This window comes from Paenibacillus sp. FSL K6-1318 (genome assembly GCF_037976905.1).
Lineage (GTDB): Bacteria > Bacillota > Bacilli > Paenibacillales > Paenibacillaceae > Paenibacillus > Paenibacillus amylolyticus_A.
Genome location: NZ_CP150270.1, coordinates 1,849,584 through 1,866,445, shown reverse-complemented (window position 1 = coordinate 1,866,445; position 16,862 = coordinate 1,849,584). Strand labels below are relative to the sequence as shown.

Genomic DNA, 16,862 nt, shown 5'->3' with positions numbered 1-16,862 from the left:
AGTAGAACAACGAACGCTTAATTACAGCAAATAGGCATACGATCTCCCATTTTACCTCCTTAATTGAATTGTGGTCCATTATGTTCAAAAACAAACCGTCAAGTTAAACATTAACCATTTGACGTCACATTCAACAAATAATTGGGTTTTTCTTCAGAAGCTCAACAGAAAAAAGCCAGCCCAGACATAAACTATCCGAGCAGCTTCTTTGGATACAGCAAGTTTGAGTCAACAAAATAATTGATGATGCGCATCAAGCTCTACTTTGACTAATCATATACTCTGCAAACGGCGTTAGAGAAAGATCTCTAACCTGCTCCAGGGTAAACCAGTCGGCTCCCAACGAGTCTTCACCATCGGGCTCTTTTTTGATATGATTCGGCTTACTCGCTTCGGTCAAAACTACATCGTACAACATCCCGATATGGTGCAGCTCTTCCGGCTCACCTTGATGCACCCATTCAAGTAGACTAGACTCCGCAGAACGAATTACCAATTGTAAATGGGTTAGGCCCGTCTCTTCTTCGATCTCACGATGAAGAGCAGTTTCTGGCTGCTCGCCAAATTCCAGCCTTCCGCCTGGTAAATCCCATTTGCCTTGATATGCTCCGCGAGCCTTATGAATCAACAGGAATTGGTGCTCCCAAGCGACCAAACCATATACACCAATATGCGTATACCGTTGCACTTAGATCTCTTCCCCTCGTCTGTAAGATGGTCCTTACTCCCAGCGAGTATCTCCTATTTCTTTTCATCCTCTGTAACAGCATCCAGATCTATGGCCATACGGATCATATCTACACAGCGGATGCCATCCTCTATAATCTCTTCCTCATAATGCCTCACAAAGAAGTCGCGATCGACCCCGATAATGCGGAAGCCGCAACGTTGGTATAACTTCAATTGATGAAAGCTTGAGTTACCTGTTCCAATCTCGAGAATTCGGCAGCCCAGTCTCCGCGCAGCTTCCATCGCTTCCTTAATCATATGTTTGCCTACACCTTGTCCCTGCAGTTCTTCCTGTACGGCAATATTAACAATCTCCGCAGTCTCCGGACGAGTCTTCAACAATACGAACTCCCCAACCATCTCTCCTTCATACTCGGCAATAAAACAAACACCCCGGCTCAGGTATTCGTCAACAATCGCTTTCGAAGGATCAGCCATCAATAAGAGCTCATACGGTTTCTCTTCTTCCCAGTCCAAAATCCGGAACGACAATTTCATGCCAATCTCCACCTTTTCATCGTACAATATTCATTTACGTCCTGTTTGCAGAAGCCTATGTATGGCGAATCTACAAATATATTATTCTTCGTTCCAACAAACTAGTTCACTCAATCTATTAACCACGATCTGCCCCGGATTGATTTTGATAATGTCACTCGTCATCTCCCATAAAAAAAGTAAACTTCATTATATCATAATATATGGATATAAATATATAGATAGGGATGATACAATATGATCCATCATGTAATGGAAATTTTACATGCTGTATCCAACCTTTCTATAGGCTTATCTAACTTCACTCTGTTCAAGAACCGAATCGCTATACACCATAAATGTCTCTTGCAGAGTACGTCCGGATGACTTCTCCCAGATCACGCTCCGCTCAAAGGTACCCGCCTGGAAAAAACGCGGGATACGTTCAGCAAACCAATCCTGCATAGGTAGATCGAACACCTGCTTCATAGGCACCCATAACAGTTCGCCTTCGGGCGGATCTTGCAATAATTGACCCTCAAATGAAGTTGCCAAATAGTTGAATACCATGTACCGCAATCCTTGTTCGGGATCACAGAACTCATCCAGTCCTTTATACGTAATCTCATTAACCGCTAACCCCGTCTCCTCCAAAACCTCTCGCACGGCACCATCCACGATACTCTCTGGAAAATCTACCTTTCCTCCAGGAACGATGTATCCCGGAAATCCTTTGCGATCCGGCCGATTCATAAGCAGCACCTGATCATTCATTTTGTCCCATACCATACACATCGTTAATATCTCTATTCTGGTGTTCATTTTCGTCCTCCCGCTAACGTGCGCTTCTCTGCTGTACACTAACATTTCTGGGAATAACCTGTGTTTTCCTTCTTTATTCCCACGCTGATTCATTAGTATTTTTAATAGTCTCGAAGTGTAGTCCATCATGCTATATATGCATACGAAAGGCGGACGCCCTGTACATCAGAAGCCCGCCTGTTTTGTGATATTCTATGCTGTGCATTCCTCGAGCTCGGATGTTCGAGTTCTCACTTCAATTTTGTAATCAACACCCGACGTTCCTTCCACTCCGCCCGGCGATAAGCCTGCTGCATACCAAATTTGCGGATACTTGCCTTCGGTACCGATTTGTAGGGTAAAACGACCGTAAAGTCCTCATCAAACGGGAAAAAAGACAGGCCCACTTTCTCATTGGATAACCACTCTGCCTGAATCGGTTGTCTGGAACAGGCATCAAACGTACAACTGAGTCCTTCTGCAAAAAAATCATAACGCGCAGCAGGTGTTCCCGGTTCCTCCATACAAAGAAACAGACTGAGCTGATCACAGAATAACATGATTTCCACATCGCTTTGCAGCCTTCGTTTTAACGCTTCAACATCACCACCAAGCTGTTTCTCCCAACTCAACTGATGTTCAAGCTCTTCGTTCAGGTAATCTCGGATGTCTTCATCATCCTGAGCATTGGCCCCCAGATTTTTCTGAAATAGCTCCGTATACATCAAGCTACACAGTAATCCGGCGTAGAGGTTTTTCTTCCGAACTTCTTCAATGCCTTTATGGTAGAATACAAAACGCGGACGCAGCGGAAAATCACGAAACGAATACGGCGATTGACTGTAATCATTCCAGAACGGAGATGAATCCAGTTCGATCCAGCCACGGTCGTGTTCTCTCGCCGCCAGGATTAAATCATCCCGATGCGCAGCATCGGCAAGCAATTCACTTTTCCAATGGGAAGCCATTTCTCCGGCTACTAATCCATGCTCATGCTGTGCGGTCAAAACAAAATCATGCTCTCTCTCATATACGATCATTTGCTGTCACCCTTCCGCATGGTATACGTTGACTTTAACATAAATTGGGTTAAACTTTCCTATAAGTTGCTTTTCACTCCATTTTGACGAAAGGCATTGTGGAATGCACAATGTAAAGGTGTTGTCAGTTTCCTGAAATTTGGTACACTAAAGGTTGTGTCCACGATTATATTACATACAGAAAGCGGGATCTCATGAATTTATACTCTCCTTACATCGAGTTTAACCGCAAGGAATGGGCTGAGCTTAAAGAACATCAGACCACTCTTCCACTGACGGAAGCCGAATTAGAACAGTTAAAGGGATTGAATGAAGAGGTATCGATTCAAGAAGTCGAAGATATATATTTGCCTCTTACCCACTTTATTGACTTATATGCAAGAGTTTCACGAGAACTGAATCGACTGACGGCCTCCTTTATGAAAAAAGAAGCTCTCCCCACTCCCTACATCATTGGAATTGGGGGAAGTGTTGCCGTGGGCAAAAGTACAGCAGCCCGCTTGCTTCAGGCACTGCTCGCCAGAGGTAAGAATAACCCCAAGGTTGACCTGGTCACAACCGACGGTTTCTTATACCCCAATGCCGTGCTGCAAGAGAAGGGCATCATGAACCGCAAGGGATTCCCGGAAAGCTATGATATCAAATCCCTGATTCAGTTCATGGGCGATGTGAAATCAGGCAAACCCGAAGTGAAAGCACCGGTCTATTCTCACCTCGCCTACGATGTCATTCAAGGGGAAGAGAAGCAGATCTGTCAGCCGGATATTCTCATTATTGAAGGCATCAATGTACTTCAGATCAAAAAGGAAACGCCTTTGCTGGTTAGTGATTTTTTTGATTTTTCCATCTACATTGATGCGGAAGAAGAACATATAAGGCACTGGTACGTTGAGCGTTTCAAGTTGCTACGCAATACAGCTTTTCAGAACACGGATTCCTTTTTCCACCAACGGTTCGCCAATATTGATGAAGAAGAAACCGTGCGTACGGCCAACCAGATCTGGCAGGATATCAATGCCAAGAATCTGCATGAAAACATTTTGCCAACCAAAGGACGGGCCAGGCTGATTCTGAAAAAGGAAGCCGATCACTCCATTGGGCAGATTCAATTGCGCAAACTGTAAACAACATTCATGCTGGACAACTCATTTGATGTTGTATCTAATTACCCTTAAAAGGAGAGAAAAACACATTGCAGACCCTGATTATCCTAGGCAGTATTATGATGTTCCTGGCTGTCGCTTTGGGTGCTTTTGGCGCACATGCGCTCAAGCGCAAATTATCCGCTGACATGATCAAAATTTATGAAACCGGCGTTCAATATCACCTTATCCACGGACTTGGAATCATCCTGATCGGACTGCTGGCAGACCGCCTCGAATCCTCTTCACTCGTCATGCTTGCCGGATGGTTGTTGTTCGCCGGGATCATCTTATTCTCTGGCAGCTTGTACGCTTTAAGTGTAACGGGTGTTCGCAAATTGGGAGCCATTACCCCAATCGGCGGAGTCGCATTTCTAGCTGGCTGGGTTATGATCATTGTTGCCGCATTGTAAACATCCCACTGAATAAACGAAAAGAGTGTTCTGGCCGATATGAATAATCGCTGGAGCACTCTTTTTGCTGTTCAATCAGTCCATATTCTGCGAATGGTGGGCAGTCCTGTATCTGGTCGTTGTCGCTCAAGCACATACACATCCGGATTCGCAAGTTTGGCCCACTCTTCAAAACCAAAGGATGGTTCATGCTCACGAATAAGCAGGGATAACAAGTTCCCATGTGTAACTACGGCCCCGTGCTGTTCCGGTCTGTTCCACAACTCTTCCAGAAGTGCGATCCCCCTTGCAGCAGCGGTTCTGGAAGATTCCCCGCCCTCTTCCACCCAATCCACATCATCGTATGTACGTTTCAGCACATCCATCCAGTTAGGCAGATTAACGGAGCTAAGTATTCTCTCCTGGAGACGATCATCCGTATGTATAGGTTGCAGCGTTGCTATGCCCAGTGGCATAGCCGTCTGAACGGCCCTTTTCCATGGACTGGAGACAATATACGATATGGAATGATGAGCCAAGATATTGGCAAGTTTTTCAGCCTGCCTGAGCCCTTCATCTGTAAGCTCTGCATCGGGTTCCTGCCCCGTAGCCTTGGCGTGACGAATAAGGTAAATGGACTGCAAAGCTATCACCTCCTATGGTGTAACTTACTTGGAGTTCATCTCAAGATATTGAAGTGCTCTGTACATCTTCTCCTGCTCTTCCGGTCGGCCTGATGAACTGAGGAAAGTGACCTGTTCCCCTGTTCTGCCTCCAGGCTGACCCACCAGTCCAAGCCTCTGCTTCAGATGGTTCACCGTACCTGTACTGCCATCAATAATCTGTATATGATCGGGCAGAACCGTGCGCAGAATGGACGTATAGAATGGATAATGCGTGCAGCCAAGCACCACTGTGCCATACCCTTGAAGATCAAGATCTGCTAGCTTGAACCGGAAATAATCACCGATTTTTCTCGGATCGAAGTCCAGCTGTTCACACCACTCCACAAGTTCCGGCAGCGCAATGGAATCCACACTGTGGTGATCATCAACACGCGATACCAGTTCGTTATACTTGGTTTGGCTCAAGGTGAGGGCCGTAGCAAATACAAGCACTCTCTTCCCACTGTCACGATTCATCTCCACGGCTGGTTTCACCGCAGGCTCCATGCCAATAATCGGAATATCGTACTTGGCGCGCAGATCCTTAACAGCCAGACTGGTTGCTGTATTACAAGCAATAACGATTGCTTGAACATCCTCCTGAACGATGGCTTCCACACAATCAAAAATATGTCCTCTAACCTCATCCGCAGACTTGGTTCCATATGGGACATGCAAGGTATCCGCATAATACAGAAATTGTTCTTCCGGAAACTGTTGTAATGCCTTATGCAAAACGGTTAAACCACCAATGCCTGAATCAAAAAAAGCAATTTTCTTAGTCAAGGATTTCACCTCTATAATGTATTCTTTCGGGTTCCAGGAACCTCTCAATGCTGCTCATGCTGACTGGAGGTGAGGTTTGCTCATCACACACTACAGTGCTTGACGACTTGCGGGAACCATTCCGGTTACGGATCGTTCTTCTGATCGCTGACTAAGGCGAACGCTATCGCTTCTTCAGAATCGATTCCGCCTCCTCCATTACTTCCGCTAAGTCAGGTACTATAGAGAAGATAAGCCATTATTCTACGCTCATTTTATACTGTCTGAGCCAGTCCTTGCCACTATGCCACGTCTCTACAGGGTGATGCTCTCCAAGCAGTTCAGTACTTGCCTGAGCCATAATCCATTCCTTAAGACCATTATCCGGACTGGATTCGAGTTGCCGTAACAGAAGACCTAGTCCTGCCTCACCCGTATTCAGGATGTCCTCGTATACCTCCGGGTTACCAGCAATATAATCATTGGGATTGCTGCTGGTCAGGAGGACAGGGTCGCTAACCATCTGCTGCAGGTTACTTTCAATTGTTGCTGATAATACTTGATCTTCTATCCGAGTCGAACATGCTGCTACCGTCAATGCTGTGCATACGGATAACAACCCAGAATCAGTCTTCTGCGATTCACTGTACCACTCCTATCAACAACGAGTTAACGCAACAGGTTCGGCTGTAATGCTTGAGCTCTCGGCAAACTACAGAACAAGTTCCCATTGTTCTTCGGCTGTAAGTCCAAACGAATTCACCGTATTTGTGATAAATTCAGCAAAGCTATCATCATAATTATACTCTTTTCGATAAATACGGATATGCGCTTCAATGACATATTGCAGGTCCTTTTGTACGAAAGCGCGGATCATTGGACGTCACTGCCCTTCCTCGAATTCAGAGTGGTGATGCTGAAATCCACACCAAACTGAATTAGTCCCAGTTTGCGGGCAACATGCTGTGAAGCAAGATTATCCCAGGATGTACTGTAGATCGGCATGCGTCCACGCTCCTTAACATAATACTGCCAGCACTTTACCGTCTCCGCTGCATATCCATGCCCTCTATAACCAGGGGCCGTATACAGGCTCGCCTCTGCACCATGAATGGAGACCCTTGCAGAGCAGCATACTGCCACTGCCGAATCCCCAATAACATAAGCGGCAACAGGGCTTTTTTCATGCAAGTGAGCCGATAATTCAGGAAAATACTCCGTCAGCAAATAACGCTGCTCATGACCGATCAACTGCACCTTCAGGTCCCACTCATCTGATGCTTCAGGAAAAGCATAGGCGGGTCCCATCCATACATGGTTAACTGGCTCAAAGGTTTCCACCTTTCGAATCAGTTTCGGAATATCCAATGGAAGCTCGCTATCCTTACCCAACTCATCCATTAGATTCGGCGGTAACTGCTCATGGTAATAGGTCAGTGAACCGGCAGAAGTCATGCCGATAAAAATGGCTGGAGCCTGCCCACCACCCGGTTCGTTAATGCTTAGGAGGCGCTGCTGCTCGTTCATCGTATATAAAGTATTCGCTTGTATTTTCAACATTTCCATAGGTGACAGGTTCGATTTTGGAAGCATAACTATGAAGTTAACCTTTGCAATAATCGTTCGCCTACACTGCCTTTACCAGCTTCCTGCTGCTCCAGAAATTCGGGCAATTCACGTAAATCAGAAGGACGGTATCCAGCTCCGCACCCGCAATTATGGTAGGTAAAACCATGACGATACAGCGTCATCACTTTGGTCCATTGTTTGCTATCACGTTGCTTAGGTGCCTGAAAATCCTGTCCCATGTTAACCATAGATGCGGCGCATTGCGGGCACTTATATTCAAGCTTTGCAGCCACTTCAGGGCTAACGTCGTATCTGGAAACTTGTTTGAATGATTTGCGACAGTTGAAGCAGGCATAGATATCTTTATATGGTCCTGACATGGCATATCTGCACATCGTCTGCACCCCCTTAATAATTTCCATTATACGGGATTTCACATGCACATACGAATGGATTTTGCATATTTGCGAAAATCCCGCCCACTCACTCATTGACCTTGCATCACAGCTTCTTTCCATGCCTCACCGAGTTCCGCAATCGTTGCATACCGCTCGGACCGATCGTCGCTCACTGCACGCATCACAACCTGATACAATGCTTCTCCGGCATCCCATCTGGCATAGGAACGATCTTTCTCCCCGCCAAGCAACCCGAACGCCGTTGCCCCCATATTGAATACATTGGTAACCGTATCTATGGGTGCGCCTAGTTCAAACTCTTCGGGAGACATAAAGCGGGAAGATCCCCACATACGCCCCATGGTATTGGTAAAAGAGCCCTTCCGATACAGATCGATATCGCAAATTTTCATAAATTCTTTGTCAAAATCATAGATCAGACTGCCATCATACAAGTCAACAGCCACATAACCTCTTCGTTCCACCTCGATATGAAAATTCAGAATCTGCTCCATTGCCAGAATACGTGTTTTCACCGGAAGCTGTCTGAACCGATAGTAGGGCGAACGTGGATCTTCATACTTGGCCGGAGGCGGGAAATACCAATGGGAATGCAGACACTCGCCATCCACCCAATCGAAGACACAGGCATACCCCTCATCCGTTGCAAAGTGATCCGTTAGTCGAATCAACGTGTCATGAGCCAAATCTTCGTAGACGGAAACAGATGATTTCAGATGACGAATGGCTTCCGGGGGACTTCCCGTATGATTTGCATGAATTGTATGTGCTCCCGCATATTTAACGAACAATCGCTTTCCATCCTTTTGCACAATACCGAAGGAGAGATTCCCTGAATCCTGCTGATCGAATACGCGAAAGACCATACCCAAGGGCCGTAACCAATCGAAAGAATGAGACTCTTTCAAGACAAAGGAAACACCATCGATCTCATGTTCAACATGATCTGTCATCGGACTCCTCCTGTGCTGATATCATCATCCAATGTTGAACGCTCCGCATAAAAGTAATTCATATGCGCCTCATCATATCCTTGGCCATGGACTTCCAATGCGTTACGTTCGATGCCATAAACTTCAAATCCATATCGCTCGTATAAACGTCGGGCTGATTCATTCGTTGTAACAACACTCAGATTAATCTGCTTGATGCCCTCCAGATGTCTTCCGCGATCCAGCACCTCGCGGAGCAAGCGCGAAGCTAGGCCACTTCCACGATATGACGGAGCAACATAGACGCCCCAGATCATGCCTTTGTGCCTGAGTTTTAGGCCATACTCCCTTTTGAACCCCATCATTCCCGCGAGAGTTCCTTCTGCTGTGTATGCCCCGAGAATATAATCATCGGGCTCATTATGTATGCGCTCTTGCACTTCATTCATGGGGATCTGAATGGACAACTCGAACGAAGCCCCGAAGGCTTCGGGATGTGTTTTCAGTGCTTCCAGTCGCAAAGGCCAGTAGATGTCTGCTTCATCTCGCTGAATATTGCGAATGATATAGGTCTCTTGCTTTCGATCTTCGTTCATTCTTCTACCACTCCCTGCATCTCATAAGGATAATCGATCTGAAGTTTCACATTCGCCGCCGCTTCCTGCCCTGCGAGCAAACCAACAACATAAATCCCCAGATCAATGGACGTGGCTACTCCACCGGCTGTAATTACATTTCCATCTTTTACAATCCGCTTCTGAATTACCTCGGCGACATACGGCTCAAGCAAATCATATGCACGGGGATGTGTTGTTGCTTTTTTACCGGATAAAAAACCAGCCGCACCCAGCAGCAGAGAGCCTGTGCACACCGAAACCTTCAAAGGCACAGACTCAGCCTGTTTCAGCCAACCTACGAAGGCCTCGTCATATCGAAGCTTGCGCGTTCCCATGCCCCCGGGGATAAACACGAGATCATATTCCGACAGGTCAGGCTTCACTCGATCCACCTTCAACGTTAAACCAGACTCATCCGTGACCTGATCTGTCATGGCACAGGTTTCCCACGTCGTTCCTTTGGTTGGTTCAAAGAAATTCAACCGATTGATCACATCATAAAATCCGGCAAAATCAAGAAAAGTCAGTCCATCAAACAAAACGAATGCAATTTTCATTGGTAACCTCCGCGTTTTAATTTGGAGCATCCTGGTTATGTTTCTGAATCCGATCACGTTCCATCGCTTCCTTCAGCCGGTCACGCGCTGGCAGCTTGCTATTGATATGAAAGAGCAGACTCACAATGATAAGAAGTAACATAATGACTATAACTTCGAACACGGCTAGTCCCTCCCTTTTGGAAATTACGTAATCATAATTCTTGTGTCCTTTACTTCAAGCCATGGGCGATGATCCGCTCCAGCCACTTCCAGGGTAGTACCGCTTTGCCTATGATCAGCACACGCGAACCTTTTCCCAGCGCATATCGAAGCCTTGGTGCACGCATCCGCGCAATTCGGCCAATCAGATCTGCCACTTCCTGTGGGTCAGGTGCAGTTTCACTCGCATGTTTGGAATAACGAAGAACCGCATCCAGCTTATGCTTGTATGGAGAATGTTCGTTACGGTGAATTTCCCCCAGACCCTTATTCCAGATCGGCGTGCGATAAGAGCCAGGCTCTACTAATACCACCCGAACGCCAAACGAAGACATCTCATGGCGCAAACTTTCCGTAAACCCTTCCACAGCGAATTTGGAGGCAGCATAGGGCGCATACCCTGGAAAACCGGACAACCCGCTTACGCTGGACAAGTTAATAATCAGCCCCTGCTCTTGTTCACGCATCACAGGCAGAACCGCACGTGTAACGGCGATTAATCCAAACAGATTGGTTTCCATCTGACGCCGCCAATCCTCCATGGATACTTCCTCAATGAATCCGCCCACCGCAAATCCCGCATTGTTCACCAGTATGTCGATTCGGCCATGGTTGTGAAGTACGGTACTCACAGCTTTCTGCACCGATTCAGCATCGGTCACATCCAGTTGCACATATTGCAAACGCTCGGATATCCCCGCCTGTTCAGCCAGCTTCACCAATTCTTCTCTTCGACTCAGGTCACGCATTGTAGCCACAACAAGATATCCTTGCTTGGTAAGGGTGATTGCCGTAAGCATACCGAAACCACTGGATGTACCTGTAATTAAGGCCACAGGAACGTTAGCTCCTTCCTTCGTCTTTTTCACTGCATCAGAACCTGTGTTAATCCGTCCCTGTCCGGCCTCTATTAAGTGTTCCTCTACTGTCACGGCGTGACCTTCTTTCCTCGGTAAATTGCTTACTTCTTACCTAGATCGCAAGACTGCTTCTAATCCGCCACTCCGTTATGCCGTCGCTCCACCCTGCGCAGCTTCGTGACTCCCGGTTCGAACGTATACGGAACGAATCTGACCTCAGGCAGATTACATTCCAGCCGCTCTCCCAGCTTCATCAGTTCCAGCAGTACATTGGTCTCAACCTGAGCCATCACTGCGCTCCCGCCAAGTCGAAGGGATACTTCCATTGTCCCGTCCTCTTGCTGTACCACACGATAATGTTCAATATCCGGCGAAGCCGCAATGACTGCACGGGTCACGAAATCCGGAAAGACCGGTACTGCCTCACCCGTATGTATGTTTGAAAAATAAAGCGTGTCATCACAGCGGCCTTCAATCCGCTCAATGGCGGTAAACGGGGAACCGCAGGCACATGGCAGCGCCGCCTCGGTCAGGATATCATTCAGCCGATACCGGATAATCGGCTGTGATGTTCTGGAGAAGTCCGTAATAATGGGCACGAACCGCCGGGTGGCGGGATCAATGAACTCTTTTTCAATATGCACGATGTCTTCATTCAAATGCAGCGTGCCATAACGACAAGTAGCACCCAGGAACCCTTCTGTACACTGATAGACTTGATGAACGGTTTGTCCGAAGACCTGCTCCAACACCTTGCGATCCAGGGGATCCAGCACCTCGGCAACAGAGATGATTTTATCCGGTACAGCGGTCAAATTGCCTGCCACATAGGCATCCGCCAACAGACGCAGCATGGATGGAGGAGCCACCCACACGGTAGGTTGGTAGGTTTCCAGCCGCTTAACCAAAGTCTCCACACGTTCCAGCAGATCAAAGTACTGAAACTGCAATTTGCCACGCTGCACGGATTCATACAAATTACTGTTGGCCCGCAGGAAAAACGCAATCTTTGCAGGTTTCCACAGTCCACCAGGCAGCAACTTGGCCAGCACCGTGCCCGTCCACGCATCCTGTTCCCGATCACTCACCAGAAATATCCCCCGGTTCCCTGACGTACCCGAAGACAGTCCAACCGTCGCGCCTTGAATGGAAGGTTTGAAGTCACGCGTTTCTTCACTTTCGCCTGCAAGGGCCAACGCTTCATCCTTGGTAATGCCTACCGTGTTCAGTGTATCGAAGTGCTCCATCATAATCGATTTGTCAATCAAGGGAAATCTTCTCCAGTCGGATGCGTTCAAGCTACCCCACCACTTCCGGTAAAACGGAGAGCGGGCACGGATCTGATCGACATGCCGAATAACCCGGCGCTCTTGCCAGCGCTCCAGTTGTTCTCGCGTTTTCCATGTTCGCAGCCCACGTGCAAGCGCATAATGAACCACAATACGAAGGGTATTGCTCATCGTTTCAGCCCTCCTGTACCCCAAGCGTCCAGTACATCTCGACAATGACTCGGCACAATCCGAATGTGAGGAAACTGCTGATGCAGCTGAACCAGTCGGTCAAAGTTACGATGGTATTCCTGTCGATTTGACATAATAATACCCGCGAGCGCATGAGGTCTGCGCTGTTCACGAAAAGCCCGACTCGACCACACCGCGTCCGCGCACAGGAAATAGTCGTGTTCTTCCGTACACAGCAGGAGCCCCATCATGCCTTCCACATGACCAGATACATCCACCCCCAGCAGACTGCCATCGCCAAAGATATCGTAGACCTCATCAAAAGGGAATCCTTCCCCTATTCTCGTCAACCGCTCAGGCTGACACGTAACAGGCAATGATCTGGCCGTAAAATCCTCGGGCAACAGCCCGGCAAGAAAGCCTGCTTTTACAGCCGCAATCGGACCGAGTGAGCGCACAGCATTATAAGCTCTGGGCAGATAGATGAATTGAGCCTCCGGGAAATCTCGTACACCCGCGATGTGATCGCCGTGAAAATGCGAGAGGATGATATACCGAATATCGGAAGCTTTCAGTCCAAGCCCAGCCAAAAAATGAAGGGCACTATCCTCTTCACGATAAACCACAGGTGTAATATGACGATACAGTGCGTTGGGCAGATGAGCCGTTTCCTCAAAAAAGCGGGAGCTATATCCCGTATCCAACAGGATCGGTCCATGTATGGGATGAATGATGCAGGCAAATCCTGCCGGGAAAGGTACTGGGCTCAACCGACCAGCGCGCAGCGTCAGAAACTCTGGATGTGTACAATAACCCGCCGCACCCAGATATAGTTCCACCGGATTTGTCGTCAGCATGATTCAGCCCTCCACCAGTCTGCAAATTGCTGCAAACCCTCTTCAATAGATACCCGAGGGATGTACCCCAATCGCTCCCGTGCATCTGTAATATCCAATGTCTGTGGAATGGATAAGGAGCCGACTGTGTACCGTGTCAACGGAGGTTCACCCAACGCAGGAATAAAGCCATGAACTCGCTCCAGCAATGCTGCCGCTCCATATGCCGTCCGATAAGGAATGTTGCGACGACGCAATGGCATATCCAGCATGCCAAACAAGCTGCTTACCAACTCACTGAACGCCCTCGGATCGCCGTTGGAGATATTGTAAGCTCGGCCGAGCGCTTCGTCAGAGGCATCGCGGCACAATAATAGGGCATCCACCACATTATCCACACATGTCAGATCGATTAATGCTTGTCCACCACCGATCATGGGCACGCCCGATTTCGCATTTGCTGCTACAATTCTGGGAAATAACGTCTGATCATACGGGCCAAAGATCGCTCGCGGTCGAATCATGATCGACGGAAGTCCCTTCGCATGCCCCTCCATCACGACCTGCTCAGCGAGAAGCTTCGTGGCGGCATAATGATTGGCTGGTTTGGATGGCAACGGATCATTCTCATGTACGTCATATCGCGGGTTGTAGTTAAAATATATACTTGGCGTCGAGACATGTATGAATCGCTCTACATTACCACGTATACCGCCATCTACGAGATTCTGTGTCCCTTCTACATTACTGCTATAAAAGTCACGATATCGGCCCCATGGCGAGGATAGTGCCGCACAGTGAAACACCACATTCTGCCCCGCACACGCTTCGTTTACTGCTGCCTCATCCCGTATATCTCCATTCAGGAATCGGATTCCTGCAGAATCAAGTTCTGCACCAACCTTAGGCTGTCGGCCCATACCGGTGACTTCCCATCCCTCTTTTGCAAGTCGGATCGCGAGGTGCCTACCCAGACATCCTGTAGCTCCTGTAACCAATGCTCTGTTCATTGTTGTTCACCGTTCCATTCTATGTCGTGAGTCAAAGCTTCAGTCAGCGAGCACTTCTGCGATCTTGCCAGGCGCCATGCGGCCAGCACCACTCCAAATTGTTCCATTAAAGGTTGAAGATCCTGTCGTGCATAGACCACATCCCTGGTGCCACGCCACGCTGCTATCCATGCCCGGAACTTTCCTTTGCCGAAGATCTGCTGAACCCCGCTTCCCAGCATGGGAAGCATGAGCATGGCTTTGCTGCCCAGTGCGGGTGTGATCATTTTTCCTTCCTTGACCAACGTCTCCGGTTCAGTTAGTGCACGCACTAAGTCATCTCCGGGGTGAAACAGATGAATCCCACTCGTTGCCCTCGGATTACACTCAATTGCGTACACTCGCCTATCCTGACCTTCTATAAAATCAAACCCAATCTGTCCGCTAAACCCCGTTGCCTGGGCAAATTGTCTCACCCACGCAAGGGCACCTTCATGTTCCACCTGTTCAAAAAAAACACTGGCTCCCACGCTACCTGTACGATAGCAGCTGTCGTAAGTGGAATGCGCAACCAGTTGCCCTTCATGCGCTATGCTGTATGTACATAACATCTGACCTGGAATGAATACCTGTGCAACCCAAGGTGAAATAGAGGATAATTCCCCTTCGTCCGGCGGATCGTTACGTAAATGTCGATGATTCTTCTGGCTTACATTCCCTTGCTGATCAGTCCTTGCCCCCGTGTCATCGGTCATGAGTGTCGGCATGCGAACTTTGGCTGCGAAGCGGGAATACACCGGTTTCCACACCCAATCTCCTACTCTCCCCAGAACAGACTGAGCTTCCATCCATTCCTGCTGACTATTGATCAGGCGTGTATCTGGAACCGAAAGACCGAGTGACCCTGCAAGCTGGATAAAATCATATTTATGGTGCAGCTCATGCAGTTGCTCCAGAGTTGAAACCAGGACACGACAATATGCACGCAGTCTGTCTGCCCCTTGAGCAACATAGAAGACTTCTTCACACATCGGAATCAACAGATCAATCTGCCACTTCTGAACCAACCGTTCCAGCTCCGTCAGATACGCACGTGTGTCATGACGCGGTGATGGGACCACAGCACACTGTTCCACTGCACTGGATGATCTGGTCAGATGCCGTACGGCACTCTCCGCAACATAGACCCGATGGCCTGCCCGATGAAGCATGCGTGCCAAATCGAGCGTTACGGGGGCCCTTCCGCCTGTAAGCAACACACGGAGAGAAGCAGATGTGTGATGTCCGGTTTCCCCAGATCTAGTAGTCAAAAATGAGTCCTCCCAATGATAATCCGGCAGCCGTGCCAATCATCAGCACTCGATCCCCCCGCTGAATGCGCTGTTGTCTAATCGCTTCATGCAGCCCCATCGGGATGGACGCCGCAATCGTATTGCCGTGATTTCGTGTGATGTCCATGAACCGATCTTCAGCAATCCCAAGCTTCTTGCGAATCAATCTCATCGCCATGGCACTCCCCTGATGTGGAATGACCAATTGAAAATCCTCCATACGATTCCCGGTCGCCTGTAACATGTCGCTGATGAATCCAGGCAGAAGTCTGGAAGCCATGCGGAAGATGGCCTGTCCATCCATATGAAATAAATAGGGCTCCGGCTGATCTGCCTTGTAATTAGATGCATGCAGCCGTGTGCCTCCACCGGCAATCTCCGAGAAGCGAGCACCTCGACTGTAGGTCCGAAGTGAAGCATGGACGATCTGTGACGATGATCCTTCAGGCGTACGTTCAATAATAACGGCGGCCGCTCCATCTCCGAACAGGGCAGCACTCTCTTTATCCGACCAATTCAGTCCCGCTGAGGCAATCTCAGTGGCTACGAGCAGTACTCGCTGGTAACGTCCGGCATCTACCATATAGGAGATTACATCCAGTCCGTTCAGGAAACTTAGGCAAGTTGCATCCATATCAAAGGCAGGTACGCCCGAATCTTGCTGCCCCATGGCCTGCTGGATAAATACCGCCGTACTTGGCAACGGTTGTTCCTTCGTGCCACTGGTACACACCAGACAGTCGATATCCCCAAATTGCAGTCCTGCATCCGCCAGTGCAGCTTCGGCAGCCCGCGCACCCATGAAGGAAGAGGTTTCTTCACCCGAAGCATAGTGGCGTACACCTACGCCTGTTGCTTTGCTAACCCAGCCGGCAGGCACGCCCAAGCGACGGTCCAGTTCCTCATCGGTAACTTCCTGTTCAGGCAGGTACTTCCCTGTTCCCGCGATCCTTACTCTTCTAAGTTGCATTTCCCCAACCTCTTTCTGTTCATCTGACTGATAATAAGTTCAGCTAATTAGTATTGTATTTACACTGACACTCCGATGACAGAACAACCTTCCGATCGCTGTTATCCCCA

The 16,862-nt window shown here is 48.4% G+C and carries 22 protein-coding genes; 2 read left to right on the top strand and 20 right to left on the bottom strand.

Annotated features, from left to right (window positions below):
• Window positions 1-253: 253 nt before the first annotated feature.
• From NYE45_RS08380 to NYE45_RS08365, 4 genes are all read right to left on the bottom strand, one after another.
• Entirely contained in the window at window positions 254-688 is a 435-nt protein-coding gene (locus tag NYE45_RS08380) for an NUDIX domain-containing protein (protein WP_340016372.1), read from the bottom strand.
• A 53-nt stretch (window positions 689-741) separates the two neighbouring features.
• Window positions 742-1,227 carry a GNAT family N-acetyltransferase gene (locus NYE45_RS08375; protein ID WP_062833408.1) on the bottom strand — a complete coding sequence of 162 codons (486 nt, stop codon included), beginning with the start codon at window positions 1,225-1,227 and terminating at the stop codon, window positions 742-744.
• Window positions 1,228-1,518: 291 nt separating this feature from the next.
• Entirely contained in the window at window positions 1,519-2,028 is a 510-nt protein-coding gene (locus NYE45_RS08370) for an 8-oxo-dGTP diphosphatase (protein WP_340016371.1), read from the bottom strand.
• 230 nt (window positions 2,029-2,258) lie between these two features.
• Window positions 2,259-3,047 (bottom strand): DUF3891 family protein, encoded by a 789-nt coding sequence (locus NYE45_RS08365; RefSeq protein WP_340016370.1) that lies wholly within the window; start codon window positions 3,045-3,047, stop codon window positions 2,259-2,261.
• Window positions 3,048-3,241: 194 nt separating this feature from the next.
• Here NYE45_RS08365 and coaA point away from each other — a divergent pair, with 194 nt between their 5' ends.
• Together coaA and NYE45_RS08355 are read left to right on the top strand one after the other, a co-directional pair.
• Window positions 3,242-4,171: a type I pantothenate kinase gene (gene coaA / locus NYE45_RS08360; RefSeq protein WP_340016369.1), complete on the top strand. Its 930-nt coding sequence runs from the start codon at window positions 3,242-3,244 to the stop codon at window positions 4,169-4,171.
• Window positions 4,172-4,239: 68 nt separating this feature from the next.
• Window positions 4,240-4,602, top strand: coding sequence for a DUF423 domain-containing protein (locus NYE45_RS08355; protein WP_339169297.1), 363 nt, complete (start codon window positions 4,240-4,242; stop codon window positions 4,600-4,602).
• Between the two features lie 71 nt (window positions 4,603-4,673).
• On the opposite strand, the gene NYE45_RS08350 is transcribed toward NYE45_RS08355, so the two are convergent.
• The 16 genes from NYE45_RS08350 to NYE45_RS08275 form a co-directional block, all read right to left on the bottom strand.
• The gene (locus tag NYE45_RS08350) at window positions 4,674-5,234 is read right to left on the bottom strand and encodes a histidine phosphatase family protein (RefSeq protein WP_340016368.1); all 561 of its coding nucleotides are present in this window, start codon (window positions 5,232-5,234) and stop codon (window positions 4,674-4,676) included.
• A gap of 15 nt (window positions 5,235-5,249) precedes the next feature.
• The gene (murI, locus tag NYE45_RS08345; protein ID WP_340016367.1) at window positions 5,250-6,032 is read right to left on the bottom strand and encodes a glutamate racemase; all 783 of its coding nucleotides are present in this window, start codon (window positions 6,030-6,032) and stop codon (window positions 5,250-5,252) included.
• A gap of 238 nt (window positions 6,033-6,270) precedes the next feature.
• Window positions 6,271-6,609, bottom strand: coding sequence for a hypothetical protein (locus NYE45_RS08340; protein ID WP_340016366.1), 339 nt, complete (start codon window positions 6,607-6,609; stop codon window positions 6,271-6,273).
• Window positions 6,610-6,723: 114 nt separating this feature from the next.
• Window positions 6,724-6,888, bottom strand: a complete 165-nt coding sequence (locus NYE45_RS08335; RefSeq protein WP_340016365.1) for a hypothetical protein — start codon at window positions 6,886-6,888, stop codon at window positions 6,724-6,726.
• Complete coding sequence (locus NYE45_RS08330) at window positions 6,885-7,604, bottom strand: GNAT family N-acetyltransferase (RefSeq protein WP_340016364.1); 720 nt, start codon at window positions 7,602-7,604, stop codon at window positions 6,885-6,887. The genes NYE45_RS08335 and NYE45_RS08330 overlap by 4 nt, the downstream gene beginning before the upstream one ends.
• A gap of 2 nt (window positions 7,605-7,606) precedes the next feature.
• Window positions 7,607-7,975 (bottom strand): hypothetical protein, encoded by a 369-nt coding sequence (locus NYE45_RS08325; protein WP_340017335.1) that lies wholly within the window; start codon window positions 7,973-7,975, stop codon window positions 7,607-7,609.
• Between the two features lie 92 nt (window positions 7,976-8,067).
• Window positions 8,068-8,952 (bottom strand): serine/threonine-protein kinase, encoded by an 885-nt coding sequence (locus NYE45_RS08320; protein ID WP_340016363.1) that lies wholly within the window; start codon window positions 8,950-8,952, stop codon window positions 8,068-8,070.
• Window positions 8,949-9,527 carry a GNAT family N-acetyltransferase gene (locus NYE45_RS08315; RefSeq protein WP_076330232.1) on the bottom strand — a complete coding sequence of 193 codons (579 nt, stop codon included), beginning with the start codon at window positions 9,525-9,527 and terminating at the stop codon, window positions 8,949-8,951. The genes NYE45_RS08320 and NYE45_RS08315 overlap by 4 nt, the downstream gene beginning before the upstream one ends.
• Entirely contained in the window at window positions 9,524-10,105 is a 582-nt protein-coding gene (locus tag NYE45_RS08310) for a DJ-1/PfpI family protein (protein ID WP_264930205.1), read from the bottom strand. The genes NYE45_RS08315 and NYE45_RS08310 overlap by 4 nt, the downstream gene beginning before the upstream one ends.
• Before the next feature lie 16 nt (window positions 10,106-10,121).
• Entirely contained in the window at window positions 10,122-10,268 is a 147-nt protein-coding gene (locus NYE45_RS08305) for a hypothetical protein (RefSeq protein WP_340016362.1), read from the bottom strand.
• A gap of 49 nt (window positions 10,269-10,317) precedes the next feature.
• Entirely contained in the window at window positions 10,318-11,238 is a 921-nt protein-coding gene (locus NYE45_RS08300) for an SDR family oxidoreductase (protein WP_340016361.1), read from the bottom strand.
• Window positions 11,239-11,297: 59 nt separating this feature from the next.
• Window positions 11,298-12,626, bottom strand: coding sequence for a F390 synthetase-related protein (locus NYE45_RS08295; RefSeq protein WP_340016360.1), 1,329 nt, complete (start codon window positions 12,624-12,626; stop codon window positions 11,298-11,300).
• Window positions 12,623-13,483 (bottom strand): MBL fold metallo-hydrolase, encoded by an 861-nt coding sequence (locus NYE45_RS08290; RefSeq protein ID WP_340016359.1) that lies wholly within the window; start codon window positions 13,481-13,483, stop codon window positions 12,623-12,625. Before NYE45_RS08290 ends, NYE45_RS08295 begins: the two co-directional genes overlap by 4 nt.
• Window positions 13,477-14,472, bottom strand: a complete 996-nt coding sequence (locus tag NYE45_RS08285) for an SDR family NAD(P)-dependent oxidoreductase (RefSeq protein ID WP_340016358.1) — start codon at window positions 14,470-14,472, stop codon at window positions 13,477-13,479. The genes NYE45_RS08290 and NYE45_RS08285 overlap by 7 nt, the downstream gene beginning before the upstream one ends.
• A complete protein-coding gene (locus NYE45_RS08280; RefSeq protein ID WP_340016357.1) occupies window positions 14,469-15,761 on the bottom strand; it encodes an ATP-grasp domain-containing protein in 1,293 nt (430 codons plus the stop codon). Before NYE45_RS08280 ends, NYE45_RS08285 begins: the two co-directional genes overlap by 4 nt.
• Window positions 15,751-16,752 carry a beta-ketoacyl-ACP synthase III gene (locus NYE45_RS08275; protein ID WP_340016356.1) on the bottom strand — a complete coding sequence of 334 codons (1,002 nt, stop codon included), beginning with the start codon at window positions 16,750-16,752 and terminating at the stop codon, window positions 15,751-15,753. Before NYE45_RS08275 ends, NYE45_RS08280 begins: the two co-directional genes overlap by 11 nt.
• Window positions 16,753-16,862 lie beyond the last annotated feature (110 nt).